This window comes from Paraburkholderia sp. RL17-381-BIF-C, from assembly GCF_046026435.1.
GTDB lineage: Bacteria > Pseudomonadota > Gammaproteobacteria > Burkholderiales > Burkholderiaceae > Paraburkholderia.
Genome location: NZ_JARESX010000019.1, coordinates 66,044 through 90,588, shown reverse-complemented (window position 1 = coordinate 90,588; position 24,545 = coordinate 66,044). Strand labels below are relative to the sequence as shown.

The following is a 24,545-nucleotide window of genomic DNA, read 5'->3' as shown; positions in this document are numbered from 1 at the left end:
GTCGGGCGGTGACCGGGCCATGTGGAGGCGGCTGTGAAGCGAGGCGCGTCAGATCTTCTGCGGATCGCCGATCCTGAACAGACGCGGCAACGGCGCGGCGCTCTTCGGGCCGAACCAGGTATCGTAGATCGTGCCGGCCGTGCCCTTGGCTTCGAGATCCTTCAGCGTATCGTTGACGACATTCAGCAGGCGCGTCTCGCCCTTCGGTACGCCCACGCCTTCGTAGTCGTTGGAGATCGTGAACGGCGGGATCTCGTAGTTCGCCTTGTCCGGCACCTTCGCGAGCAACGCGACGAGCTTCGGTCCGTCTTGCGTGATTGCCTGCACGTTGCCCGTGCGCAGCGCGGCGAAGGCGAACGGCGTGTCGTCATAAGCAATGATCGTGGCGCTCGGGAATTGCGCACGCACCTGCTGCTCATTGGTCGTGCCTTTGTCCGCGCCGATCCGCAAACCGTTCAATTGTTGCGGCGAGGTAAGCGTGCCCTTCTTCGCAATGAATTGCGTGCCGGACGCAAAATAGGGGGTGCTGAAATCCACCTCCTTCTTGCGATCGTCGGTAATCGTAAAGTTGGCGAACACCAGATCCACCTTGCCCGACTTCAGGAAAGCAATGCGATTGGCCGGATTGGTCGGCTGGATCTCGAGCTTGACGCCGAGGCGCGTGGCGAGCGCTCGCGCATAGTCGACGTCGAGCCCGACAATCTGATTGCTCTTCGGATCGACGAAACCGAACGGCGGATTGCTGTCGAAAGCGGCCACGCGCAACACGCCCGCTTTCTTGATGTCGTCGAGACGATCCGCATGCGCGGCAGCGGACATGACAAGCAGACTTCCTGCGATCACTGCGCCAAGCACTCTGAGATTCATAACGGTGGTTTCCTGTTGTTTTAATGGGCCGCGCGTGAGGTCGAACGGCGCGTGCCCTTAGCGTGAGACGTGGACTCTAACAACGCTCGCGGACGGCACAAACCAAGCAATTTTCAGGTGCTAAGCAGCGTTGCTGATAACCCCTCGCGTCTATGGCCGAGATCGCGAACAGGTGTCGTGAACAGATAACTTGAACGACTCAGCGGCGCACGAGCATGGCGAGCGAGCGGTGCGCATCGAGTTGCCTGTCGTAGCCCGCCAGCGCGCCGTCCACACGGCGCGTCAAAGCCGGCGTGGCGACAGTGGTTACATCGGGCTCAAGCGGCGACGCGCAGACCGGCGTCGCGCCCGACAAACAGTAGCCGACATCGCGCCGGGCATTGATGCACGTGCGCACCTTGCCGCTGGCGATCAGCGTGGCGAGCGCGGCTTCGACCGCTTTCTCCGATACGCCGAACAGACGGGCGAAAGTCACAGCCGTATAGACGCGGCTGTGCCTCATTTTCAGCATCAGACTCTCGATCAACGGATCCATACTCGATAAAGGTGGGTCACTGCGGTTATGAAATAGACGCCGCGCGCTGACACCGCGCACGGCCTGAGTCAAAGCATGGCAGTGTTGGCGCGAATTTGGAAAGACCGAGTTCCGATATGGTTATGAAGCGAGCGGCACATCGCAAATCACGGTGGCGGCCCGAACGCTGCGCGGCATCATGCTGGTCTCGCATGCGGGCGAACCTTAGTCGTTGTCGACATATCGATGCCAGAAATCGTTAGTGGTCTCGAATGCACAGCCAATCGACAATTGAAGAGTCGGCCAGATGCCTTTGCTCCTTAGTTGCTGGCCCTTCCCGCATTCGACCAGACCCATGAGAAACGACCCGCCGCGCCAGCTCCATCTGAACGTCAACATTCTCCACTCAGGCTTCGTGCCTTCCGCCTGGCGTACCGAAGACGCGGACCCTCGCGCGTTCATCGATATCGCTCACTATGTTCGCGTCGCGCAGATCGCCGAGGCGGCGAAGTTCGACGCCGTGTTTCTCGCCGACAATGCATCGATCGCCGATCAGATCGACTTCAGGCCGATCACGGCGCTGGAGCCGACCGTGCTGCTCGCCGGCATTGCTGCGGCCACGACGCATATTGGTGTGATCGGCACGGCGTCGACGAGCTACAACGAGCCGTATAACATCGCGCGGCGCTTTGCCACGCTCGATCATCTCAGCGCGGGGCGCGCGGGCTGGAACATCGTGACGACCGCCGATCTCGGTTCGGCGCGCAACTTCGGCCGCGAAGCGGTGCCCAATCATGCCGAACGCTACGAACGCGCCGCCGAATTCACGGAGGTCGTGAAGGCGCTGTGGGATAGCTGGGAAGACGACGCCCTTATCGGCGACAAGGTACATGGCCGTTTCGTCGACGCGGCGAAGGTGCATCGCATCGACCATCGCGGCAAATATTTCAGCGTGGATGGCCCGTTCAATCTGCCGCGCAGTGCTCAGGGCCACCCGGTGCTGATCCAGGCCGGCGGCTCGGTGGATGGACGCGAGCTTGCGTCCCGTCATGCGGAAGCGGTCTTCTCCGCGTCACAGTCGTTCGACGAAGCGGCTTCTTATGCTCGCGAGCTCAAGTCGCGCGCCGCGGCATTGGGGCGCGGCAACGACGCGATCCGCGTGCTGCCCGGCCTCACCACCATCATCGGCGCAACCGAGGCGCAAGCCTTGCGTCGTCGCGATGAACTGGTGGATCTGATTCCGTGGACTTACAGCCTCACGCGTCTGGCGGGCATATTGGGTGTGAGCGTCGAGCGGTTGAAACTCGACGAGCGTCTGCCGGACGATCTTTCACTGCCCGGTGGCGGCAACGGCAATCACACGTTCTTCCATGCCACGCTCGCGCAAGCTCGTGCGAATGGCTACACGGCGCGCCAGTTGATCCGCGCGCTGGCCGGCGGTGGCGGGCACCGTGTCATTGTCGGCACACCGGAACAGATCGCCGACGATATCGAACACTGGTTCAAAGGCGGCGCCGCCGATGGATTCAACCTGATGCCGGATGTTTTGCCGGGCGGCTTGCAGGATTTCGCGGACGGCGTGGTGCCGCTATTGCAACAGCGCGGCATTTTCCGCACCGAGTATGAAGGCCGTACGTTGCGTGAGCACTTCGGTTTGCAGCGGCCCGTGAGCCGCCACCTCGAAACACGGGAAGCGGCAGCGACCGTTTGAACGCTCAACCGAGCCGTCATACGGCGTGTCGCGCAGAAGTGGGAGTGGTGCCAGTGGCACCTCACGCGGCAGATTGAGAAAGCGGCAAACGCAAGCGTTACCACTGACCGGATTCATTCGGTAAAAAGGCGGCAGCCGTAGCCGGCCACCGCCTGTATTCAGCGTCGCGAAGACAACCGTCGCACTACAGACACCAGCGCATCGACTTCATCGCAGGTGTTGTAGAAAGCGAGAGACGGCCGCACGGTCGCCTCGACGCCAAAGCGTCGCAAGATCGGCTGTGCACAGTGATGCCCCGAGCGCACGGCAATGCCCTCTTCGTTGAGCGCCTGCCCGACTTCCTCGGTCTCGTAGCCTTTCAGCACGAAGGACAACACACTGGCCTTGTCGCGCGCAGTGCCGATCAAGCGCACACCGGGCACCGGTTGCAGCACGCTCGTCGCATACGCGAGCAGATCGTGCTCGTAGCGCGCGATATTCTCGATGCCGACGCGTTGAACGTAGTCGATCGCCGCGCCCAGACCCACTGCATCGGCGATATTGCCCGTGCCGGCTTCGAAACGATTCGGCGGCGGCTGGAACACCGTGCGCTCGAACGTGACGTCGGCGATCATGTTGCCGCCACCCTGCCACGGCGGCATGTCCTCCAGAATCGCGCGCTTGCCGTAGACCACGCCGATGCCGGTCGGACCGAACACCTTGTGACCCGAGAACACGAAGAAGTCCGCGTCGATCGCCTGCACATCCACCCGCATATGCGACACCGACTGCGCCCCATCGACCAGCGCCTTCGCGCCGGCCCGATGCGCGAGCTCGACGATCTCCCTGACCGGCACCACCGTCCCGAGCGCATTCGACACCTGCGTGACGGAGACGATTTTCGTGCGGTCATTGAGCAGCCGCCGGTATTCGTCGAGCAATACCTGGCCGCTGTCGTCGACCGGAATCACGCGCAGCTTCGCACCGGTTTGCGCGGCAAGCTGCTGCCAAGGCACGATATTGGCGTGATGCTCGAGGTGCGAGACGATGATCTCGTCACCCTCACCCACATGCTTCACGCCCCACGTCTTCGCGACCAGGTTGATCGCCTCGGTAGTGCCGCGCACGAAGATGATTTCCTCCGGCGACGCCGCACCGATGAAACGCTGCACCTTGCTGCGCGCGGCTTCGTATGCGTCGGTGGCGCGGCCGGCCAACGCATGAGCCGCCCGATGGATGTTGGAGTTCTCATGCGCGTAAAAATACGCCAGCCGGTCGATCACCGCCTGCGGTTTGTGCGTGGTCGCGGCATTGTCGAACCACACCAGCTGACGGCCGTTCACACGCTCCTGCAGAATCGGGAAATCGCGGCGAATCGCATTCACATCGAACGGCGGATGAGCGGACGGCCCCGCATGCGGCACACCTTGCGACGCGCCGGCTGCCTGCCCTGGAACGCGCGACGGCTCGTTCAGATTCAGGAAGTAGTGCGAGCCGCCCGGGTGTTCCGCGGGCGTGGACGATGGCGCGGCATGCGCGGCATGCGCGGCATGCGCGGCATGCGCGGCATGCGCGGCATGCGATGCAGCCGGACGGTCATACGGGAAACGTTGCTCGGCAAGCGGCTCATCGACAGCGGGCAGACCGAACGATTGCGCACTCACCTCGCTCCAGACCGGCACGACGATATCCGGCGACGCAGCCGACGCGGCGCGAGGTTGACCCGATTCGCCGAGAAAATAAAACGGCGAGGCGGACGCCGGCGAAACCGGCGACGCGGGTGTCACCGGCGAAGCGCCACCCGCGGACGGACGCTGCGCGCCGTGTCCCTCCGGCACACCCAGCGCGGAGCCGCCAAAGCGCGGATCGAGTGCGGGCGCAACGGTCACCACGCTGTCCGGCAAGCCGTTCTGCGCCGTCGCATGCGGCGTCAATGCGGGCGCGCGGTTACCCAGCGACAGCACATGCGTCGGCGACGAGGGCAACAGGTTGGCGCCGGGCACATGCCCCTGCGGCAACGCTGCACCCGGCACGCCGGTGCCCGTGCCGCCGGGACCCGCGAGCGGCGAACCCGCAGGCGCAGGATTGCTGATCTCGCTGGTCACCGGCGCCGTGAACGGCAGCGTGCCGGCGAGCCCTGGCGTCGCGCCCGACTGCGGCGGGCTGCCCGGCAGTGCCGAAAAGAAAGCATTCGCCAGCGACGCCAACGTGGCAGGGTCAGGCAAACCCGCAGGCAAGCCCCCGGGCGGACCGCTCGGCACATCGTGCGGCAGGACGCTATCCATGGGCTTACTTGTAGGTGTCTGGGTAGTCATGGTACTTGCCGATCTCCACGTCATCGAGAACTGCCAGCGCGTCCGGCGAATGCACGGCGAGCGAGCAATAGAGCGAGATCAGATACGACGCGATCGCGTGATTGTTGATGCCCATGAAGCGCACCGACAGACCCGGCCCCTGCTCGCCGGCCACGCCCGGCTGGAACAGACCGACCACGCCCTGGCGCTTGTCGCCCACGCGCAGCAGCAGAATCTTGGTCTTGCCGTCGGCCACCGGCACCTTGTCCGACGGAATCAGCGGAATGCCGCGCCATGTCAGGAACTGCGAGCCGAACAGGCTGACCGTCGGCGGCGGCACGCCACGGCGCGTGCATTCGCGGCCGAACGCGGCGATCGCGAACGGATGCGTCAGGAAGAACGCCGGTTCTTTCCAGACCTTGGTCAGCAGTTCGTCGAGGTCGTCGGGCGTCGGCGCGCCGGTCAGCGGAAACACGCGCTGCTCTTCCGCCACGTTGGCGAGCAGGCCGTAATCCGGATTGTTGATCAGCTGGCTTTCCTGCAATTCCTTGATCGTCTCGATCGTGAGCCGCAGTTGTTCCTTGATCTGATCGTGCGGGCTGCTGTAGAGATCCGAGATCCGCGTGTGCACGTCGAGGACCGTGCTGACGGCATTCAGGAAGTACTCGCGCGGTTGCTCTTCGTAGGGCACGAAGGTGCGCGGCAGGATGCTTTCATCTTCACGCGCGGTGCAGGCGGCCACCACGGCTTCGGGATTCTTCACCTGATTCAGGCGATAAATGCCTGCCTCGACCGGCAGCCATTGCAGCAGATGGGTGAGCCAACGCGGCGTGATCGTGGCCAGTTGCGGAACGGTTTTGGTGGCATTGGCTAGTTGCCGTGCTGCGTTATCGCCGAGCGCCGTCAGGCCGCCCACTGTTGCTGTCATCTGAAGCTCCGGGATTGATAGAAGAAAAACGGGAAAGCTTATGAGCGAAGGCGATTATCGGGAGGCCACCCCTGCGCTTCAACATGCTATAGACGGCAAACGTTGATCTACCTCACGGACGGCGGATCGACGAACGCAGAGCGCGCGAGCACGGCAATGCCCGAGGCTTCGGAAGACAGGGTGAGCAGGTGCTCGATCGGCACCTGGAATGCGCGGGCAAGCTTGTCGACCGTGACGATCGACGCGATGGCCGAGCCGCGTTCAACCTCGCCGACATACGAGCGGTTGAGTCCCGCGTATTCCGCGAGTTGCTCCTGAGACCAGCCGCGTGTCTCACGCAGACGCCGCACCGCGGCGCCGAACTCCCTGACGAGTCCGCTCATCGTGCGGCTCCCGCCGCGACAGGAAGCGCGTCTGCATGACCGCGCGGCGTGCGCTCGCCATTCGCGGCGGCGGCGGTGCCCTCGTTGCGCGACACGGCCTGCGTCACGTGCGAGCCCGGCGCGACATCCTGCGTGAGCCAGACATTGCCGCCGATCACCGAACCCCGGCCCAGTGTGACGCGGCCGAGAATGGTCGCGCCCGCGTAGATCACCACGTCGTCCTCGACGATCGGATGGCGCGCATGGCCCTTTTCCAGATGCCCTTGCGCATCGCGTGGAAAACGCTTCGCGCCCAGCGTGACGGCCTGATAGAGCCGCACGCGCTCGCCGATCACGGCTGTCTCGCCAATCACCACGCCCGTGCCGTGATCGATGAAAAACCCGGCGCCGATCTTGGCACCAGGATGGATGTCGATACCGGTTTGCGCATGCGCGAGTTCGGCGACAATGCGCGCCAGCAGCGGCAAACCCAGCCCATATAGCTCGTGCGCCAGCCGGTGATGGATCATCGCGAGCACGCCGGGGTAACACAGCAGCACTTCATCCACGCTGCCGGCTGCGGGGTCCCCGTGAAACGCCGCCAGCACGTCGCTGTCGAGCAGGCTGCGAATCGCCGGCAAGCGCGCGGCAAACGCGCGCACCGCAATGCCCGCCTGAGCCTCGATCGTTGCGGCTGGCGGCGGATGATGCCGGCTGCGGTAATGCAGCTCCAGCCGCGCCTGGCTCAACAGCGCATGCAGCGCGGCGTCGAGCGCGTGCCCGACATAGAAGTTTTCGCTTTCCTGACGCAGATCGAGCGGACCCAGGCGCATCGGAAACAGCACGCCCTTGAGCGTATCGATGATCTCCGCGAGCGCTTCGCGCCCCGGCAATTCGCGCCCGCCCGGTTCGAGCGAGCGTTTCTGCACTTCGCGCCATTGCTGGCGGACTGTCTGAAGCGCCTCGACAATCTCATCGACATCAAACACAGCCACAGTGGTGACTCCCCTAAAGTGCAGCGTGAGCGATCAGGCTTTTCAGTCCTGAATCCACGGCAGCCCGTGAAAACGCCATCCATTGCTGGCGCCGCGCCGTTGCGCGTCGTCCAGCTCTCCCTCAAAACCTTCCAGTACATTGAAAACCTGCGTGAAGCCGGCCTTCGCGGCGGCTTCCGCGGCCAGCGCGGAACGGTTGCCGCTGCGGCACAGCAGCAGCACGACGGCATCTTTGCCCGTCTTCGCTTCCAGCTCACGCACAAAACGCGGATTGCGCGTCAGACTCGTACCGGTCGCCCACGCGACATGCAAACTGTCGGGCACGAGCCCGACAAATTTGCGTTCTTCGGTGGTGCGCACGTCCACCAAGACAGCGTTGCCGGCCTGCACGAGTGCCCATGCATCCTGCGGCGACACGCCACCGGCGTAGGACAGGCCGGCTTCGGCGGCGCGGGATCGAGCGGCTTCGAGCAGCGCGTGGGTGGGTCGTTCTACGAGTTCAAGCGTCATGACGTCTCCTTCGATATCGCGCGCATCCTTACGCGCCGGTTCAGGGCCAACGGTGAAAGCAACCGTCTATAGCCATCAGGAGACACTATGAAAGATCGAAGGCCGAAGCCGAACCAATTAATTGTGATTTCTAAAGAAGCATCGGTTTGGTCGCTCCCGCTCGGGATTGCCGATGCTCCGCGCCCGTCTGCTGTCTGCGGAGCCCTCAATCCGGCGGTATTTCCAGCGGCACGACGAACATGCCGGCGGTGTATTCCATATGGAAGTACCCGGAGCGTGCGTAGGTGGCGATGCGTTCGAGCCGCTCCTGCGATTGGGCACCGTCATTGGGAACAGGCCTTTCGCCGGCCGATTGATCAAACGCAATCGGCGCGCGCCTTGCGAATTGTTTTTTCAGGGTGCGAATGGGGTGTCGAAGTCCGACCTGGAAAAATGTCGCTGAAAGCGTGGCCATACGCCCTCCGTCGATTCGTTGCCATACGAACGAATCTAACGGCCAGAAAAACGAAGCGCAAACAAGGTTTTGTGGATTGGTTTTCGTGGAACGTATCAAACGCAAATGACGTCGGGCGTGCGGATGACGGAATAAGGTTGCGAGAATAAATCGGTTCAGTCGCCCGGTGCGCGCGGATAAAGTGGCTCGGCAAAGCCTGACGCGACTATCCACACACCGCACTATGCAATCGACAATCCGTTGCTAGTGTTTTTGCCGACGGCTTCGCATACTCATCGGCCACCTTCCTGAGGAGTCAAGCCGGCATGTCCCTTTCACTCGACCACGTCGTGATCCGCGTGCAGGATCTCGAACAGACCATCGCTCATTTCAGCGCACTCGGCTTTACGGTGCAGCGCGGCGGCACGCACGCCGACGGCGCCACTCACAACGCGCTGATCGGCTTCGCGGACGGCAGCTATTTCGAACTGATTGCCTTTCTGCGGGACGCACCGGAACATCGCTGGTGGGACGCCGGTAATCGGGTCGGCGACGGCTTCGTCGATTTCGCGCTCCTGCCGCAGTCGGTCGCGGCAACGATCGATGCCGCTCACGGGCGCGGGCTGCTCTACGACGGCCCGATTGCCGGCGGACGCGTGCGCCCTGACGGCGAGCGGCTCGAATGGCAGATCGGCAAGCCGCGCAGCGCTGACCTGCCCTTTCTCTGCGGGGATTTGACACCGCGCCGCTTACGCGTCGCCGAAGGTGACGTGCGCCATCACGCCAACGGCGCGCGCGGCGTGGCGAACATCACGCTTGCCGTGCACGATCTGGATGCCAGCCTCGCGCGGTATCGTGCGCTGCTCGGTGAATTCAGCGTGCAGCGCGCGCCTTTGCCCGGCTACGGTATCCGGTTCGCGATCCTGCCGCTCGGCACGACGACGTTGACGCTCGTCAGCCCGTCACGCCCGCCTCACGAACCCGTTGAAGGTTTGGCATCCGACATTCGGGATTATCTGGCCACACGTGGCGAAGGCGTCTTTGCGGTTGCATTGGAAACGCATGCAGGTGGCTCGCCGCGTGAATTCGCGCGCGAACTCACACACGGTGCCACCCTCGAACTCGTGGCGGGTTCCTGATCCCCGAATGTCGGAGAGGCGGCCGTCAAATGACCGCCGACTGATCGCCGACGGCCTGCCGCTCCGGCCGCTCGCTATGTTCATCGCGCCCACCGGCCACCGTCGCGCCGCAAAGGACAACGGACGCTACGGCAACGGCCCGCGCCGTGCCGCGAACGCTATAGCCTCCCGCTCACGATGCCGTTTCCGCCGCAAGCGACCCGCCAAGATAAGCATCGCGAATCCGTTGATCGCCGAGCAGTTCGCTTGCGGTGCCGGACAACACCACTCGGCCGGTCTGCAACACATAGCCGCGATGCGCGATCTGCAAGGCAAGGCTCGCATTCTGTTCGACCATGAAGAACGTAATGCCCTGCCGGTTGATGGTCTGGATCAGCTCTAGCACCTTGTCGACATAGAGCGGCGACAGCCCCATGGTCGGCTCGTCCATGCAGACGAGCGCCGGGCGGCTCATCAGCGCGCGCGCCATGGCCAGCATCTGCTGCTCACCGCCCGAGAGCGTGCCGGCGCGTTGCGTCAGGCGCTCTTTCACGCGGGGGAACAGGTCGAGCATGCGTTCATAGTCCGCGGCGATACCGGCGCGGTCGTTGCGCGTGAAGGCTCCCATCAGCAGGTTCTCGCGCACTGTCATGTCGCCGAACAGGCGGCGCGCTTCCGGCACGGAAGCGATCCCGCGCCGCACGATCTGCGAGGTCGGCAGGCCGTTCAACGGCTTGCCGTCGAAGTTGATCGTACCGTTTCGCGGTTTGTGCAGGCCGAGGATCACTTTCATCGCCGTCGATTTGCCGCTTGCGTTGCCCCCCAGCAGGCTCACGATCTCGCCGCGCCCAATGCTGAGATTCAGGCCGAAGTGCACCTGAATCTGCCCATAGAACGTGTCGATCTGGTCGAGTGTCAGCAACGGCTCTGTCATGGCTTGTTCAGTTGTGGGTAAATCATTCGACGACACGAGATGCAGGCTGGAGCTCGTCATGCGGCGGCCGTTTCGTTGCGGCCGGCCTGCACGCCAACTTGACGATGCCCAAGGTAGGCTTCGATCACCGCGGGATCGTTGCGCACCTCGTCCGGCAGACCGGACGCGATCTTGCGGCCGTCGTCGAGTACGAGCACGCGGTCGGAGAGACGCATCACCAGGTCGAGCTTGTGTTCGATCAGCAGGATCGTGAGTCCGTCGCGTTTCAGTTCGAGAATCAGTTCGAGCATTTCCGCGGTCTCGGACTCGTTCATGCCGGCAGTCGGCTCGTCGAGCAACAGGATGCGCGGACGCAGCGCCAGCGCGCGCGCAATCTCGACACGCCGGCGGTTCGCGTAGGACAGGCTGTGCGCCGGCTCGTCGATGCGAGGCGCGAGGCGTGTGCCGAAGCGCGCAAGCAGCGCCTTCACTTCGTCGCGCAATTCGGCTTCCTCGCGGCGCACCGCCGCGGGCCCGACCAGCGCGCGCAGCACTTCGGCGAACGCTCCAACAACGGGCCAGCCGCGCCGCGTCATCGCAAGACGCGCGTGCGCGCCGATCAGCACGTTGTCCAGCACGCTCAGGTTGCCGAACACCCGCCCATGCTGGAACGTCCGGGCGACCCCGCGCGCGGCGAGCTGTTCCGGCGCCATGCCGGTCACGTCTTCGCTGCCGAAGCGCACCGAGCCGGAGTCGGGCGTATCGATTCCGGTCAGCAGATTGAACAGCGTGGATTTACCCGCGCCGTTCGGTCCGATCACGCTCACGCATTCGCCGCGCGCAACCGACAGGTTGACCTCGTCGACGGCGACGAGGCCGCCGAAGCGCCGCGTCACGCGCCGCACGTCGAACAGAATGTCCGCACCACCACTGGAAGAAGTTGTCATGGTCGTCCCCGTCATACCGCGCCGAACAGGCCCTGTGGCCTGAAGCGCACCAGCAGAAGCAGAATCACGCCGTAGATCAGCATCCGGTAATCGGCGGCGAAGCGGAAGAGTTCGGGCAGGCTGATGAGTGCGATCGCCCCCGCCACCGCGCCAACCACGCTGCCCAGGCCGCCGAGGATCACCATGGTGAGCGCAAGGATCGACACTTGCGAGTCGAAGGTCTGATAGTTGATGTAGCTGTACAGATGCGCCGCAATGCCGCCCCCGATGCCGGCCGCCAATCCACCGCACGCGAATGCGATGGCCTTGTAGCGGTTAGGCCGCACGCCATACGCGCGCGCCGCGACGTCGTCCTCGCGGATCGCGCGCCATGTACGGCCCAGATGCGAGCGCAGCAGCCGTACTTGCAGCAGCGCAAGCAGCACGAGTACCGCAAGCGTGAACCAGTAAACCGCACGCACGCCCGTCAACTGCCAGCCGAACAGCGACAACGGCGGAATGCCGGTGATGCCGACCGGCCCGCGCGTCAGGCTATCCCAGTTCAGCACCACCAGTCCGATGATCTCGCCGATACCGAGCGTGGCAATCGACACGTAATGTCCGCGCAGCCGGAACGACGGATACACCAGCAGCGTGCCGATAGCCGCGGTGATGAGGCCGGCGAGCGGAATCGTCAGCGCGGGCGACCAGCCCAGATTCACCGAGAGCAGCGCCGACGCATAAGCGCCGATCAACAGGAGTGCCGCGTGGCCGAGCGAAATCTGCCCCACGGTCCCCGCGACGAGTGTCAGGCTGAGCGCGAGCAGGCCATAGATCCAGCCGTTGGTCAGCGTCTGAAGCACATACGCCGACGGTGTCGCGAACGGCAACACGAAGGCGAGCGCCACCACCGCGACGATCACGCGGCGCGGAATCCTGACCGCCTTGCGGTTCGACAGGAACGTACCCGTGAGCGGCTCGGGCGGCAGCCGGCGGCTCGAACTGAAGAGCCCGTTGGGCCGCCATACTAGAAACGCCAGCAGCAGCACGAACGCGAACAGGTCGCGATAGCTCGTGCCAAACAACGCGACGCCATAGCTCTCCACGAGCCCCAGCAGCAGGCTGCCGGCGATTGCGCCCGGCACGTTGCCCAGCCCGCCGATCAGCAGTGCGACGACGCCTTTCAGCGTAGCCTGAAAGCCCATCGCCGGATCGATGCTGTTGTAGTACATGCCGACCAATAAGCCGCTCAGGCCGCCGAGCCCGCAAGCAATCGCGAACACCGCCTGATTCACGGCATTCACGTTCACGCCCATCTGCTGCGCGGCGTCGCGATCCTGCGCGGTGGCGCGCACGGCCCAGCCGAGCCGCGTAAAGCGCAGGAACACGTAAAGCACGGCCGCGGCGCCGATGCCGATCGCCGCGATCAGCAGATCGAGCGAACCGAGCGTCGCCCCGCCGAGCGAGAGCGTCCAATCCGGCAACGGGCTCGGCACCGGACGCGGATCCGGGCCGAAGACGATTTGCGCGAGCTGGTCGAGCACGAAACTGATGCCGATCGTGGCCAGCAGCGGCGCGATACGCGCGGCGCCCTGCAACGGCCGCAAGCCGATCCGTTCAATAAGGATGCCGAGCAGCGCGCAGCCCGCGATGGTCGCGACGAGCGCGACCGGCAGCGGCAAGCCGAGCCGCGTCAGGCACAGCCAGCCGATGAAGCCGCCGACCATGTACACGGAACCATGCGCGAAATTGATCAGATGCGAGACGCCGAAGATCAGCGCGAGGCCGACCGCCAGCAGCGCATAGATATTGCCGACGATCAATCCGTTGATCGTGTAGTCGAACCAGGCCGTCATAGCGTGTCAGTCCCGTAGCCCGCGTTGATGGTGCGTTCGATCATTGCGCGCGCACGGCGCTCACGCCGTCCCACAACGCAAATTTACCGTCCTTGACGACCAGGTCCAGGTTCTTTGCACCGGCCACGCGGCGCGTTTGCGGATCGAATTTGAACTTGCCGAAAATCACGCTCGGCACGTCGTTGATCTTCGCGAATCCGTCGTGCACGGCCGTGCGGTCGGCGCCATAGCGGCGGATTACCTCGCTCGCCAGAATCATCGCGTCGTAGGCGCGCGCGGCGAACGTGTCCGGCTCGGCGTTATATCTGGCGCGGTAACGCTGTACGAAGCTCTGCACTTCCGGGCGCGGGTCGCCGGGGAAAAAGTTCGATTCAGTGTAGACGCCGTTCACCGCGGGTCCGCCCAGGTCGAGAAATTTGGGCGAATACACCGAGCCGACGGCCGCGATCGGTGTATGCACGCCTGCTGCTCGCGCCTGGCGAACGATCTGCGCACCGTCTGAATAGTACGAAATCAGGACGATCGAATCCGGCTCCGCGCTGCGCACGCGCGTGAGCGTCGCGCGAAAGTCTTTCTCGTTCGGCTGATAGGCCTCGGCCGCGACGACCTCCGCGCCGTTCGACGTGACGGCCTTCGCGAAGATGTCCTTGCTGGTGCGGCCCCAGTCGGTGTTCAGATACAGCACGGCGATCTTTTTGAAGCCGAGCCCTTTGGTGACGTAGCGTGCAAGCATCGGCTGTTCCTCCGCCTGGCTGATCGCCGTGCTCCACATATAGTCGCCGCCCTTGGTGAAGTCCGGGTGCGAGTTGGTGAAGCCGAACTGCACGAGGCCAGCGCGCTGGTAAACCGGCGAAGCGGCCATCGACGCTCCGCTCGACAGATCACCCAGTTCGAGGAGGATGCGTTTGTCGTCGACGAATTTCTGCGCGATCGCGACGGCCTGGCGCGGATCGCTGCGGCTGTCCTCGAAGTCGTAACTGAGCGGATGACCATTAATGCCGCCATTGCCGTTGATCTGCTCGAGCGCGAGATCGAAGCCACGCTTCCACTGCTCGCCGTATTGCGCGTCCTGTCCGCTCAGCGGTCCGGTCACGCCGACCCAGTAGGGATCCGCCGCGTGTGCAGCAGGCATTGCGCCGCCCAAAGCAATAGTCAGTGCGCCAGCCAGTTGAAGCAGCGTGCGGGCTGCACCGCGCTTGTTGTTCCACAGAATCGACATGCTTTTCTCACGCCATGTAATTGAGTGAGACGATGTAACCATGTCGCCTGGAAGCCGGCCAACGAAGATAACGGTCAAAGCTTATTCCCGTGAATCCGCCAAGCTTATGAGTGTGAGCGATTACGCAGTGCGCCGAGCTTGTGCGCTGCTGCGGCCAATGCAAAAAAGCCCTTATTTCACGGCACTTTTTGCACTTCCAGCGGAAAGATGATTGGCTCACGTCAGTTGCGCGCGTGCGGGAGGACCGCAACTTTCGTCAATTGCATAGCCGAATTTATTATAAGAATCGAGCATGAAACGGCCTCTAGAATGCACCCATCACATGGATGAGGCATCGCATGGAGTTGCATCAACTCGAAGCGTTCTCGGCAGTCATGTCGGCGGGCAGCATGACCGGCGCGGCTCGCCTGCTGCGCCGCTCGCAGCCGGGCGTGACGAGAACGATCCAGGATCTCGAACAGGAGATCGGCTATGCACTGTTCGACCGCAAAGGGCCACGCGTCACGCCGACGAGTCGCGCATTTCTGCTTTATGACGAAGTGGAGCGTTCGCTGATCGGCCTCGATGCGATCCGTGCCAGTGCGCGCGCCATCGGCCGCGACGAACCCATGCCGCTGCGCGTCGTGGCAACGCCCGCACTCGCCGCGGCGCTGGCGCCGCGCGCCCTTGCGAAGCTGAACCAGGCGGCCGCGCAAGCAGGCACACGCGGCAACACGCAACTGCGCAGCGCGTCCGCCGAGCAGGTCGTGCAGGCGTTGCTCTCGCGTGCCGCCGATGTTGGCATCGCCACGCTTCCACTCGATCATGCGGCCCTCGATGTGCACTACATCATCGAAGCGCCGTGCGTGGCCGTGCTGCATCGCGACGACCCGCTGGCGCAGGACGCCGTGTTGCCGCTCGCGCATCTCGCCGGACAGCCGGTCGCGACGCTGGCGAACCGCTACCGGCTGCGCAACAGGATCGATCGCGCGTTCGATCAGGCCGGAATTGCGCTCCTCGCCGCGCTGGAAACCAACGCGTCGCTCAACGCGATGATGGCGGCGCAGGAGAAGCTCGGCGTCGCCATTGTCGATCCGGTGACGGCGTTCGGGCTGCGCCTCGCCGATGTCGAAGTGCGGCCGCTCGACGTGCCGATCCCGTTTCTGTATGGCGTTGTCACGCTGTCGGGCCGACCGCGCACTCCCGCAATGGACGCGATGATCGACGCCCTCGCGGAAGTCTCACACGCTCTGCTGCCCGGCGCGGTGCGCCACGCGGCGTCGCAGCATGGCGCACTGGTCGCTCACGATCGCATGGATGGCGCGGACAAGGCTGGCGATTCCGATTCCTCCTCTCATCGCGACACCGGAGTTCCGGCATGACCGTATTGAATCCACCACCCGCCGCCGACTGCCTTGCCGCGCTCGAAGCCCGGCTTCGCGAAGACCTCGACTGGCTCGAACTGCCTGCGCCTTCCTGGGTGCCCGCGCGAAACGTCGGTGCGCAACGCGTGCTCGATGTCGCGATCATCGGCGCCGGCATGGCCGCACTCGCGGCGAGTGCCGAGTTGCGTCTGCTGGGCATCGACAACCAGCGGCTCTTCGATCAGGCGCCGGCGGGCCGCGAAGGTCCGTGGGTCACCTACGCGCGGATGCAGACCCTGCGCTCGCCGAAACAGCTGACCGGGCCCGCGCTCCGTCTGCCCGCCCTGACCTTTCGCGCATGGTACGAAGCCCAGTTCGGTCGCGAACAATGGGACGCGCTCTACAAGATTCCGCGTACGCAGTGGATGGACTATCTGCGCTGGTATCGTCGCGTGCTTGAACTGCCGGTGCGCAACGACACTCGCGTCGAAAAATTGCGCCCACGCAGCGATGGCCTGATCGAACTCGATCTCCTCGACGGAGCGGCGAACGACACCAGTCGCGCCCGGCGCGAAATCGTGCTGGCCAGGCATGTCGTGCTGGCAACCGGACGCGAGGGCCTGGGCGGCCCCTTCATTCCCGAGGTTGCACGCGAACTTCCCGCCCACCTGCGCGCGCACTCGTCGGATGCGATCGACTTCGCCGCGTTGCGCGGCAAGCGTGTCGGCGTGGTGGGTGCAAGCGCGTCGGCGTTCGACAATGCCGCGAGCGCGCTCGAAGCCGGCGCGGCGCAAGTCGATCTGTTCGTGCGACGCGACGCGCTGCCTCGCATCAACAAGTTGACCGGCATTGGCAGCCCCGGGCTCGTACACGGCTTCGCCAGCCTGCCTGACGAATGGAAATGGCGCTTTCTGCACTACTCCGCCCAGACTCAGGCGCCGCCGCCGCGCGATAGCGTGCTGCGCGTCGCGAAGTATGCTCACGCGAAGCTGCATCTTGCCAGCCCGCTCACGCGCGTAAGCCACGAGGACGACACGGTCGTCGTCGCTACACCGAGAGGCCGCTACACGCTCGATTACCTGATCTTCGCGACCGGTTTTCACGCCGAGATCGACACCCGCGACGAGTTTGCGCTGATCGCGCCGCATGTGCGCCGCTGGCGTGACCGCTTCGAACCCGCGTGCGAACTGCCGAGCGACGACCTCGGCAGCTCGCCGGATCTGGATCGCAACTTTGCCTTGCAGGAACGGATCGCGGGCACATGTCCGGCGCTCTCGCGCATTCACTCATTCAATCACGGCGCGAGTCTGTCGCACGGCAAGATCGCCGGCGACATTCCCGCGATCAGCGACGGCGCGCAACGTCTCGCGCGCGCCATCGCCGCCATGCTGTTCGACGCCGACCGGGACACGCACTACGCCGCGCTGCAGGCATTCGACACCGCCGAGCTTGCCGGAGACGAATGGGCCGACGCCGACGCGCCCGTAATCGACACCACCGCCTGACTCTCCCCTGACGAGACCTATCACTCATGTCTTCTTCATTGACCGATCACACATCCACTGCCGCAACCGATGACTTGGTCGCAGCGTTGGCGGGGCTCGCGCCCGACAGCCCTGTCGCTGCGTTGCGCGCCTTCCGCGGTGACGCAACCCGCTATACGCAAGGCAGTCACGACGCGCTGTTCTCCAGCGACGTCGTCGATCTAACGCTGCGCGAACGGCTGTACGCGGCGTGGTATGCGGCGCTGCTCTCGCGCTCGGAGCAGACCGCGCAAGCGTATCGCAAACGCCTGCTGGCACTCGAACCAGCCGCGGGACCAGACGCGGAAACAGATGCGCACACAACGAGCGCGTTGCTCGATGCCATTGCGCAACATCGCACGGCGCCCGACGTGACGGCCGACCCACGACTCGCGGCGATCCTCGTGCATACCGAAGCACTCGTATTGCAGCCTGCCGCGACCGGCAAGCCGGCCCTCTCGGCGCTACAGTCAGCCGGTCTGACGACGCGTGCGATCGTCGCACTCGCGCAACTCGTCGCATTCGTCACGTATCAGGTGCGAGTCGTCGCCGCGTTGCGCGCGCTGGAGGCACGAGCATGAGCACGGATCACGGCTTCACCTCGCAGACCCTCGGCTGGCGCGCATGGCTCGATACCGTCCCGCTCGCGCAGGCATCGCCCGCGCAGACGGCGGTGCTCGAAGCGAGCCATCCCCAGGCGAAGACTTCGGACTATTACCTGCTGCTTGTGCACGAAGCGGAAATCCTCCGGCAGCGCTCCGGTGCGTTCAACAGCATCATGTACGCGCCAGGCGGCCTCTCGCGCGCGGAGCGCGAGCTTGCGAGCACGGTTGTCTCGCGGGTCAATGGCTGCGTGTACTGCGCCTCGGTGCATGCGCAGCGCTTCCAGCAACTCGCGAAACGCGACGACGTAATCCAGCAGATCTTCTCGGACCCGCAGACCGCGGGCACGACGGAGCGCGAACGCGCCATCGTGAAGTACGCGATCGATCTCACGCTGCATCCTGAAGCGCTCAGCCGGGCCTCGCTCGACGCGCTGCGCCGCGCAGGGCTCGACGATACGCAGATTCTCGACTTAAGCCAGGCGATTGCGATCTTTGCGTGGGCAAACCGGCTGATGCTGACGCTCGGTGAGGCCGTATTTCCGGCGTAGGTCGGGCTTCGCATTGCATTGACCTCGCATCGCGCGGGCCGGCGAATATGGATATGCGAATCGCTTCGTTGTCGCACGATGTGATGCGTTAGAGACTCGCAGTCCAACTCATTTCGGGGGAAATGCCCATGTCTGCCTCGCATCCTTTCCTGCGGTTCCGGCGACTGTTCACGCTCGTCGGCGCCGTGCTTGCCTTCTCCGTTTATGGTGTATCTTCCGCGGCGCCGGCCACCGGCGAGCCGGTATTCTTCGGCGTAAGCGGACCACTGACCGGCCCGAATGCGCAATATGGCGCGCAATGGAAAGCCGGCTTCGACCTCGCGCTCGACGAGATCAACAGCCAGGGCGGCATCAACGGCCGACCCTTGCAGTACGTGTTCGAAGACAGTCAGAGCGACCCGCGCCAGGCGGTCGGCATTGCGCAGAAGTTTGTCGACGACAAGCGCATCCTGATCGAACTCGGCGATTTTTCGAGTCCGGCCTCGATGGCGGCCTCGCCGATCTATCAGCGCGCCGGCCTCGTGCAGTTGGGTTTCACTAACTCGCATCCTGACTTCACCAAGGGCGGAGACTTCATCTGGAGCCCGTCCGTCAGCCAGGCAGACGCCCAACCGCTGCTCGCGGACCTGGCCGTCAAGCAGGGTTTCAGGCGCATCGCCGTGCTGTTCCAGAACACGGATTGGGGTCGCGCCAGTAAGGACGTATTCGTGAAGGCGGCGGCCGCGCGTGGCGCGCAGGTCGTGGCCGCCGAAGGTTATCAGCCCACCGACAAGGATTTTCGCGCCACGCTGCTGCGCGTGCGTGATACCAAGCCCGATGCACTGGTGCTGATTTCCTACTACTCGGACGGCGCGCAGATCGTGCGCCAGGCGCGTACGAGTGGCATCAGCCTGCCGATCGTGGCCGCCAGCTCCGTGTACTCGCCGAAGTTCATGGAGCTGGGTGGTGAGTCCGTCAACGGCGTGACCACCAATACCAGCTTTTTCCCGGGCGATCCGAGTCCCGAAGTTCAGCATTTCGTTCGTGGCTTCGAGGCGAAATATCACCATCAGCCGGACGCTTTCAACGCGTTTGCTTACGACGCCACGATCATCGCCGCTTATGCGTTGCGCGCCGGCGGCCTCGATCGCCGAGCCGTGCGTGATGCGTTGCCAAAGTTGCATGACGTGCCCAGCGTCGTGTTCGGCAAGGCGACTTTCGATCCGGCGACGCGCCGCGTGATCGGCGTGAAAAGCGTCAACCTCGTAGTCGAAAATGGCGAGTGGGCGCTTCTTGGCAGTAAGGCTGCGGTGGCGGCGAAGTGAGTGCGGGATATCCGGCGGCACTCGGAGGCGTGAGCCTTGCCGAGGTTGCCGGACGGTCTGGATGCAAAGCGTACCCCGGAAGTGGTGCTGATCACGCCGGGCTGGAAGTCGAGGGGAAGCGGACACTCCTTCCCCTTTCTCTCCACACGCTCTACGGCTGAATATACAAATCAGCAAAATTCCCGCGCAACCCTTCCCCGGTCGGCGCATAGTCCCTCACCTTCTTCGAAACGACCGTAATGCTCGGATTCGCGCCGAACTCGATCGACGGAATGTCGTCGTGAACGATCTGCTGGAACTGGATGAATAGCTGACGGCGCTTTGCTTCGTCGGTCTCAACGGAGGCGGCTTCGAGCAAACGGTCGACCTCCGGGTTCGAATAGTGCGCCGCATTGGAGAACGGCAGTCCGATCTTGAAGTTCTTCGACCAGAAAACGCGTTGCACGCCCACTGTCGGGTCGAATACATTGGAGAGCGCTTCGAGCGTGATATCGAAAGCGCGATCGGTATAAGCCTTCTTTACGTAGGTCGCGAAATCATAACTCTCGATCTCCCCATCGATCCCGATACGCGCCAACGACTGACGCACAAAATCCGCCGCCCGCGGATCCTGGAACGGATTGAACAGCAATCGCAGTTTGAAGCGCTTTCCGTCCGCGCCGCGCTTCAAGCCGGCCGCATCCAGCGCGGCATTGGCCTGAGCAATGTCATACGGAAAGTAAAGAATGTCGGCGTCGTGATACTTCGTATTGGCCGTGCCGACCGGCGCAGCGGACACCTGACCATAGCCATACCAGACCACGCGGTTCAATGCATTGACGTCGATTGCCTGTGAAATCGCTTTGCGCACGGCCTTGTCTTTGAGAACCGGCGTATCCAGGTTGAAGATCAACTGCTGATGGTTGCTCGCGTACGGCCAGTTGGTCGTATCCACATTGAATTCAGGCAGTGTCGTGAACCGCTTGACGTCTGCTAACGGAATCGCCTGATCGCCGAGATTGGCCGCACCCGATTCAAGCGCTGCCGCGCGGGCCGCGCCATCGGGAAGAAAGCGCACGATGATCTTGTCCACGTAGGGCTTGGGTTTGTCCCAGTAGTCCGGATTGCGTTCGAGCAGAATATAGCTGCCGTGAACAAACGATTTGTAAATGAACGGCCCCGTGCCGACCGGCGCGCTGTTATATGGGTTGGATCCGATGTCCGTCCCTTCGTACAAGTGCTTCGGCACGATCGGCGACTCGGAACCGGACAGCGCGGTCAGCAGAAACGGCGCGGGTTTCGATAGTTCGATGATCGCGGTGTAAGGGTCCGGTGTCTTGACATCGGTGACGTTCGCGAACGTGCTGCGGCCGCGCGGATGCACCTGCTTGAGCGTCAGAATCGAAAAGGCGACGTCTGCGGAAGTAAACGGCTTGCCGTCGTGCCACTTTACGCCGCGCCGCAAATTGAAGCGATATTGAAGCCCGTCTTTGCTCACCGACCATGCGGTAGCCAGCAGTGGTTGAGGATTGAGGTCCTTGTCATAGGTCAGCAAGCCTTCCACCACCTTCGGGCCGATCTCTGCGTTACCGCCAGCGGTGGTGGTCAAAGGAACGATCGACGCAGGTTCAGGCGTGACGAGCCATGTGAGGGTTCCGCCATGATTGGGCGCCGCCAGAGCGGGCGCCGGACTGGCGGCAATCAGCGAGAAGGCGAACACCGCGGCGGAAAGGGTTCCGCACAAACCGTTTTGCAAGCTCATAGGTATCCTCTTTATTATAGGAATGTCGGATAGTAAGGCGGCTTGAAAGGAACGAAAAGCAAGCAAAAGTGATTAGCTTTGCATCCTGTGTTTAGCGTGATTCAAGGCGCTTTCCGTAGCTCACTGACATGCCGCAACGTACCCACGCGCTTTGCTAACGCCGATTGCTCTTTTCCCGCCGCAAACTGCCGGTGTGTGCGCGCGTTCAACACTACTGTGCCGCCAGACGGTCTTCTCGTTCATCCTGCCATGCGCGATATCTCCGCTATAACAGCACGGCTTTGCAGCATCCGTCGCTTCAATTGAAAAGCAGAATTCATTGTTTTGCATTCCCAACCTTGCATGATCTACTGCGTTCACGCGAGCGTTGACGTGGTGGCGAGAATCGTTGCCGCCGCCAGTCACGCGCGATGGTCGACCGCCCATCGAATGCGCGCTCTTTACGCCAAAACGGCACGGACAATTACTGTGACTGATTCCATTCTCGCCGCTCCACCTGAGGCCTCGGCGCCTGCTGCTGAAGATAGGCGGGCTGCCACGCCATTCGTTCCAGTTCGATCACCGGCTGCATTCGCCGATAGCCCGGTCTCACGCGCCTTCGAACAGCCGCTGCTGCTGGGACTATTTCTGCCGATTCAGGCGGGCGGGTGGAGCGCGTCAACACTGCCTCGCTCCACCGATTGGAACTTCGATTACAACCTGGCACTGGTGCAAAAAGCCGAGGCATTCGGTTTCGATCTCGTCTTCGCGCTGTCGCAATGGCTGCCAAAAGGCGGCTACGGCGGCGTATTCAACGGTGAAGCGCTCGACTCGTTCATGTCGCTGGCCGCGATGACGGCGCGCACCGAGCGCATCATTCTGGTCGCCACCAGCCACGTGCTCTACGGGCCATGGCATCCGCTGCACTTCGCCAAATTCAGCGCGACGCTCGATCACATCTCGAAGGGACGGTGGGGTATCAATGTCGTCACCGGCCATCGCGCCATCGAGCATGAAATGTTCGGCTGGCATCGTATCGAACATGACCGGCGCTACGAACTTGCCGCCGAGTTTCTCGATGCCGTGCAGCAACTCTGGGCGCAGGCTGAAAATTTCAGCTTCGCACCCGAGCTATCCAGCTGGAAGCTCGACAAGGCGTTCGTCACGCCGAAACCGAAATACGGCCGTCCGCTTCTCGTGAATGCGACCGGTTCCGACGCGGGTATCGACTTCGCCGCCCGTTACTCGGACGTCGTGTTCATCACCAGTCCGGCCGGCTCCGAAATCGAAGCGGCGTTAGCGGCGCTGCCGGCGCATACGGCGCGCGTGAAGGCTACCGCCGCGAAGCACGGCCGCAAGATCCGCACCTTGATCAATCCAATGGTGATCTGCCGCGAGTCCGAGGCAGAAGCACGCGCCTATCACGACTCGATCGTGGCGCACGGTGACGAAGGCAGTTTTCATCGCTTCGACAGCGACGCGCACGCATGGCGCGGCAACGCTGAACAGCGCAATCAGGCCGCCGCCCGCGCGGTGGGCGGCAACATCGCGATGGTCGGCTCGCCGCAGCAGATCGCCGATTACATCGTGCGTTTGCATCAGGCCGGTGTCGACGGCGTGCAGTTGAGCTTTTTCGATTTTCAGCCGGACCTCGATTTCTTCGGCGAGCGCGTGGTGCCGTTATTGCGCGAAGCAGGCCTCCGATACTGATTGCACGCCCACCTTTGGATGCGAAAACCGCCGTCCGGTTGCCCGATAGTCTTCAATTACAAGGTCATTGTATGAGCCGCCTCTGGTACACGCGCTGCCCCGCCCCCACGCCATTCGGCATTGCCGTGCAGAAAGGCTGGCTCGAAGAGGAATTCGCGGCCGACGGAATCGATGTCAGAGCGCTACAGGACGCCGACGACGTGACGATCCGTCGCTCGCATTTCACGCATACGCAGCCCTGGTCGTTCCGTCAGGGCGGCAATATTCCCGCGCTCTGGGCGCGCGCACAAGGCAGCGACACGCGTCTGATCGGCCTGAGCTGGGTGGACGAATTCCAGGCCCTGATCACGCTCGACCGTCACCTCGAAGCGAGTCCGGATGCATTGGCCGGGCGTCGTTTCGGGTTTCCGCTCAATACGCGCGCGGGCGTAGTCGACTTTCATCGCGCCACCGCACTGCGCGGCTTTTCTTCGTTGCAGGGCGTGCTGGGCGTGCAACTCGAAGATATCGATCTGGTCGACCTGCTGCACACGCCGCGCAGTCTCGAAGACGCCAAACCCGCCGCCGATGCGCCGCTCGCCGATTGGCTCGACGCGCAACGCTCTCACGAGTACGCCCGCGAGGCCGAAGCGCTGTTGCGCGGAGAAGCCGATGTCGTGTTCGTCAAAGGGGCGACGGGCCTCGATATCGCGAACCTGCTCGATGCGAAGATCCTCGTCGACATCAGCGCGCAGCCGAATCGCCTGCTACACGCGAACAATGGCACGCCCCGGCCGTTGACGGTAGACGCGCGTCTGCTACGTGAACGCCCCGACCTGGTCGAACGGGTGCTCGCGCGCACGTTGGTTGCCGGCGATTGGGCCGAGGCTCACGCAGGCGATGTGGCGCACTACGTCGCCCGCGAAACCCGCAGTGCCGAACATTGGGTGGAGCGCGCCTATCCCGGCGGGCTGCATCGACAATTGACGATCGGACTCGACCCGCAGGCGCTCGCGGCGCTCGCCGACTTCAAGCGCTTTCTTTTCAAGTGGGGCTTCATTGCATCGGATTTCGAGTTCGACGCATGGATCGACCCCGCGCCACTTCACGCCGCGCTCGCGCGCCGGCCCGCGCTGACGGCATTCGCAAACTGAATCCGCTTCTTCACCCGATTCTTCTCTCACACAA

Annotated in this window: 22 protein-coding genes; 9 read left to right on the top strand and 13 right to left on the bottom strand. The window is 63.5% G+C overall.

All coding sequences use genetic code 11. The features are described 5' to 3' along the window. Nucleotides 1-48 precede the first annotated feature (48 nt). Together P0D70_RS14525 and P0D70_RS14520 are read right to left on the bottom strand one after the other, a co-directional pair. Nucleotides 49-867, bottom strand: coding sequence for an ABC transporter substrate-binding protein (locus tag P0D70_RS14525; RefSeq protein WP_408185007.1), 819 nt, complete (start codon nucleotides 865-867; stop codon nucleotides 49-51). Nucleotides 868-1,066: 199 nt separating this feature from the next. Next, nucleotides 1,067-1,378, bottom strand: coding sequence for a hypothetical protein (locus P0D70_RS14520; RefSeq protein ID WP_408185006.1), 312 nt, complete (start codon nucleotides 1,376-1,378; stop codon nucleotides 1,067-1,069). 358 nt (nucleotides 1,379-1,736) lie between these two features. On the opposite strand from P0D70_RS14520, the gene P0D70_RS14515 reads away from it, so the two are divergent. Next, the gene (locus P0D70_RS14515) at nucleotides 1,737-3,092 is read left to right on the top strand and encodes an LLM class flavin-dependent oxidoreductase (protein ID WP_408185005.1); all 1,356 of its coding nucleotides are present in this window, start codon (nucleotides 1,737-1,739) and stop codon (nucleotides 3,090-3,092) included. A 158-nt stretch (nucleotides 3,093-3,250) separates the two neighbouring features. Here P0D70_RS14515 and P0D70_RS14510 read toward each other — a convergent pair whose 3' ends face one another. From P0D70_RS14510 to P0D70_RS14485, 6 genes are all read right to left on the bottom strand, one after another. Beyond that, the gene (locus P0D70_RS14510; RefSeq protein WP_408185004.1) at nucleotides 3,251-5,386 is read right to left on the bottom strand and encodes a family 2A encapsulin nanocompartment cargo protein cysteine desulfurase; all 2,136 of its coding nucleotides are present in this window, start codon (nucleotides 5,384-5,386) and stop codon (nucleotides 3,251-3,253) included. After that, complete coding sequence (locus P0D70_RS14505) at nucleotides 5,361-6,293, bottom strand: family 2A encapsulin nanocompartment shell protein (protein ID WP_408185003.1); 933 nt, start codon at nucleotides 6,291-6,293, stop codon at nucleotides 5,361-5,363. The genes P0D70_RS14510 and P0D70_RS14505 overlap by 26 nt, the downstream gene beginning before the upstream one ends. A gap of 107 nt (nucleotides 6,294-6,400) precedes the next feature. Next, on the bottom strand, nucleotides 6,401-6,676 hold the full coding sequence (locus P0D70_RS14500) for a helix-turn-helix domain-containing protein (protein WP_091801351.1): 276 nt from the start codon (nucleotides 6,674-6,676) through the stop codon (nucleotides 6,401-6,403). After that, a complete protein-coding gene (gene epsC / locus P0D70_RS14495) occupies nucleotides 6,673-7,650 on the bottom strand; it encodes a serine O-acetyltransferase EpsC (RefSeq protein ID WP_408185002.1) in 978 nt (325 codons plus the stop codon). Before epsC ends, P0D70_RS14500 begins: the two co-directional genes overlap by 4 nt. A gap of 42 nt (nucleotides 7,651-7,692) precedes the next feature. Then, nucleotides 7,693-8,160 carry a rhodanese-like domain-containing protein gene (locus P0D70_RS14490; protein ID WP_091801356.1) on the bottom strand — a complete coding sequence of 156 codons (468 nt, stop codon included), beginning with the start codon at nucleotides 8,158-8,160 and terminating at the stop codon, nucleotides 7,693-7,695. A 205-nt stretch (nucleotides 8,161-8,365) separates the two neighbouring features. Beyond that, the gene (locus P0D70_RS14485; RefSeq protein ID WP_408185001.1) at nucleotides 8,366-8,614 is read right to left on the bottom strand and encodes a hypothetical protein; all 249 of its coding nucleotides are present in this window, start codon (nucleotides 8,612-8,614) and stop codon (nucleotides 8,366-8,368) included. 305 nt (nucleotides 8,615-8,919) lie between these two features. Here P0D70_RS14485 and P0D70_RS14480 point away from each other — a divergent pair, with 305 nt between their 5' ends. Further along, a complete protein-coding gene (locus tag P0D70_RS14480; RefSeq protein ID WP_408185000.1) occupies nucleotides 8,920-9,732 on the top strand; it encodes a VOC family protein in 813 nt (270 codons plus the stop codon). A gap of 172 nt (nucleotides 9,733-9,904) precedes the next feature. On the opposite strand, the gene P0D70_RS14475 is transcribed toward P0D70_RS14480, so the two are convergent. Genes P0D70_RS14475 through P0D70_RS14460 form a run of 4 tightly spaced genes read right to left on the bottom strand, consistent with a single transcriptional unit; the run spans nucleotide 9,905 to nucleotide 14,625 of the window. Then, nucleotides 9,905-10,705: an ABC transporter ATP-binding protein gene (locus P0D70_RS14475; protein ID WP_091801365.1), complete on the bottom strand. Its 801-nt coding sequence runs from the start codon at nucleotides 10,703-10,705 to the stop codon at nucleotides 9,905-9,907. Next, entirely contained in the window at nucleotides 10,702-11,571 is an 870-nt protein-coding gene (locus P0D70_RS14470; protein WP_408184999.1) for an ABC transporter ATP-binding protein, read from the bottom strand. The genes P0D70_RS14475 and P0D70_RS14470 overlap by 4 nt, the downstream gene beginning before the upstream one ends. An 11-nt stretch (nucleotides 11,572-11,582) precedes the next feature. Then, nucleotides 11,583-13,406: an ABC transporter permease gene (locus tag P0D70_RS14465; RefSeq protein WP_408184998.1), complete on the bottom strand. Its 1,824-nt coding sequence runs from the start codon at nucleotides 13,404-13,406 to the stop codon at nucleotides 11,583-11,585. Between the two features lie 40 nt (nucleotides 13,407-13,446). Further along, a complete protein-coding gene (locus tag P0D70_RS14460; RefSeq protein WP_091801375.1) occupies nucleotides 13,447-14,625 on the bottom strand; it encodes an ABC transporter substrate-binding protein in 1,179 nt (392 codons plus the stop codon). Nucleotides 14,626-14,963: 338 nt separating this feature from the next. On the opposite strand from P0D70_RS14460, the gene P0D70_RS14455 reads away from it, so the two are divergent. The 5 genes from P0D70_RS14455 (at nucleotide 14,964) to P0D70_RS14435 (ending at nucleotide 19,948) form a co-directional block, all read left to right on the top strand. Next, nucleotides 14,964-15,986, top strand: coding sequence for a LysR family transcriptional regulator (locus tag P0D70_RS14455; RefSeq protein ID WP_408184997.1), 1,023 nt, complete (start codon nucleotides 14,964-14,966; stop codon nucleotides 15,984-15,986). Then, entirely contained in the window at nucleotides 15,983-17,473 is a 1,491-nt protein-coding gene (locus P0D70_RS14450; protein ID WP_408184996.1) for an NAD(P)-binding domain-containing protein, read from the top strand. The genes P0D70_RS14455 and P0D70_RS14450 overlap by 4 nt, the downstream gene beginning before the upstream one ends. A 26-nt stretch (nucleotides 17,474-17,499) precedes the next feature. Beyond that, nucleotides 17,500-18,072, top strand: coding sequence for a CMD domain protein (locus P0D70_RS14445; RefSeq protein WP_408184995.1), 573 nt, complete (start codon nucleotides 17,500-17,502; stop codon nucleotides 18,070-18,072). After that, on the top strand, nucleotides 18,069-18,644 hold the full coding sequence (locus tag P0D70_RS14440; RefSeq protein ID WP_091801386.1) for a peroxidase-related enzyme: 576 nt from the start codon (nucleotides 18,069-18,071) through the stop codon (nucleotides 18,642-18,644). Before P0D70_RS14445 ends, P0D70_RS14440 begins: the two co-directional genes overlap by 4 nt. 122 nt (nucleotides 18,645-18,766) lie before the next feature. Next, nucleotides 18,767-19,948, top strand: coding sequence for an ABC transporter substrate-binding protein (locus tag P0D70_RS14435; RefSeq protein ID WP_408184994.1), 1,182 nt, complete (start codon nucleotides 18,767-18,769; stop codon nucleotides 19,946-19,948). A 151-nt stretch (nucleotides 19,949-20,099) separates the two neighbouring features. Here P0D70_RS14435 and P0D70_RS14430 read toward each other — a convergent pair whose 3' ends face one another. Beyond that, nucleotides 20,100-21,689: an ABC transporter substrate-binding protein gene (locus tag P0D70_RS14430; protein ID WP_408184993.1), complete on the bottom strand. Its 1,590-nt coding sequence runs from the start codon at nucleotides 21,687-21,689 to the stop codon at nucleotides 20,100-20,102. Between the two features lie 468 nt (nucleotides 21,690-22,157). Here P0D70_RS14430 and P0D70_RS14425 point away from each other — a divergent pair, with 468 nt between their 5' ends. Both P0D70_RS14425 and P0D70_RS14420 read left to right on the top strand, forming a co-directional pair. Continuing rightward, nucleotides 22,158-23,378, top strand: a complete 1,221-nt coding sequence (locus tag P0D70_RS14425; RefSeq protein ID WP_408184992.1) for an LLM class flavin-dependent oxidoreductase — start codon at nucleotides 22,158-22,160, stop codon at nucleotides 23,376-23,378. A gap of 71 nt (nucleotides 23,379-23,449) precedes the next feature. Next, nucleotides 23,450-24,511, top strand: a complete 1,062-nt coding sequence (locus P0D70_RS14420; RefSeq protein WP_408184991.1) for an ABC transporter substrate-binding protein — start codon at nucleotides 23,450-23,452, stop codon at nucleotides 24,509-24,511. Nucleotides 24,512-24,545: the final 34 nt, after the last annotated feature.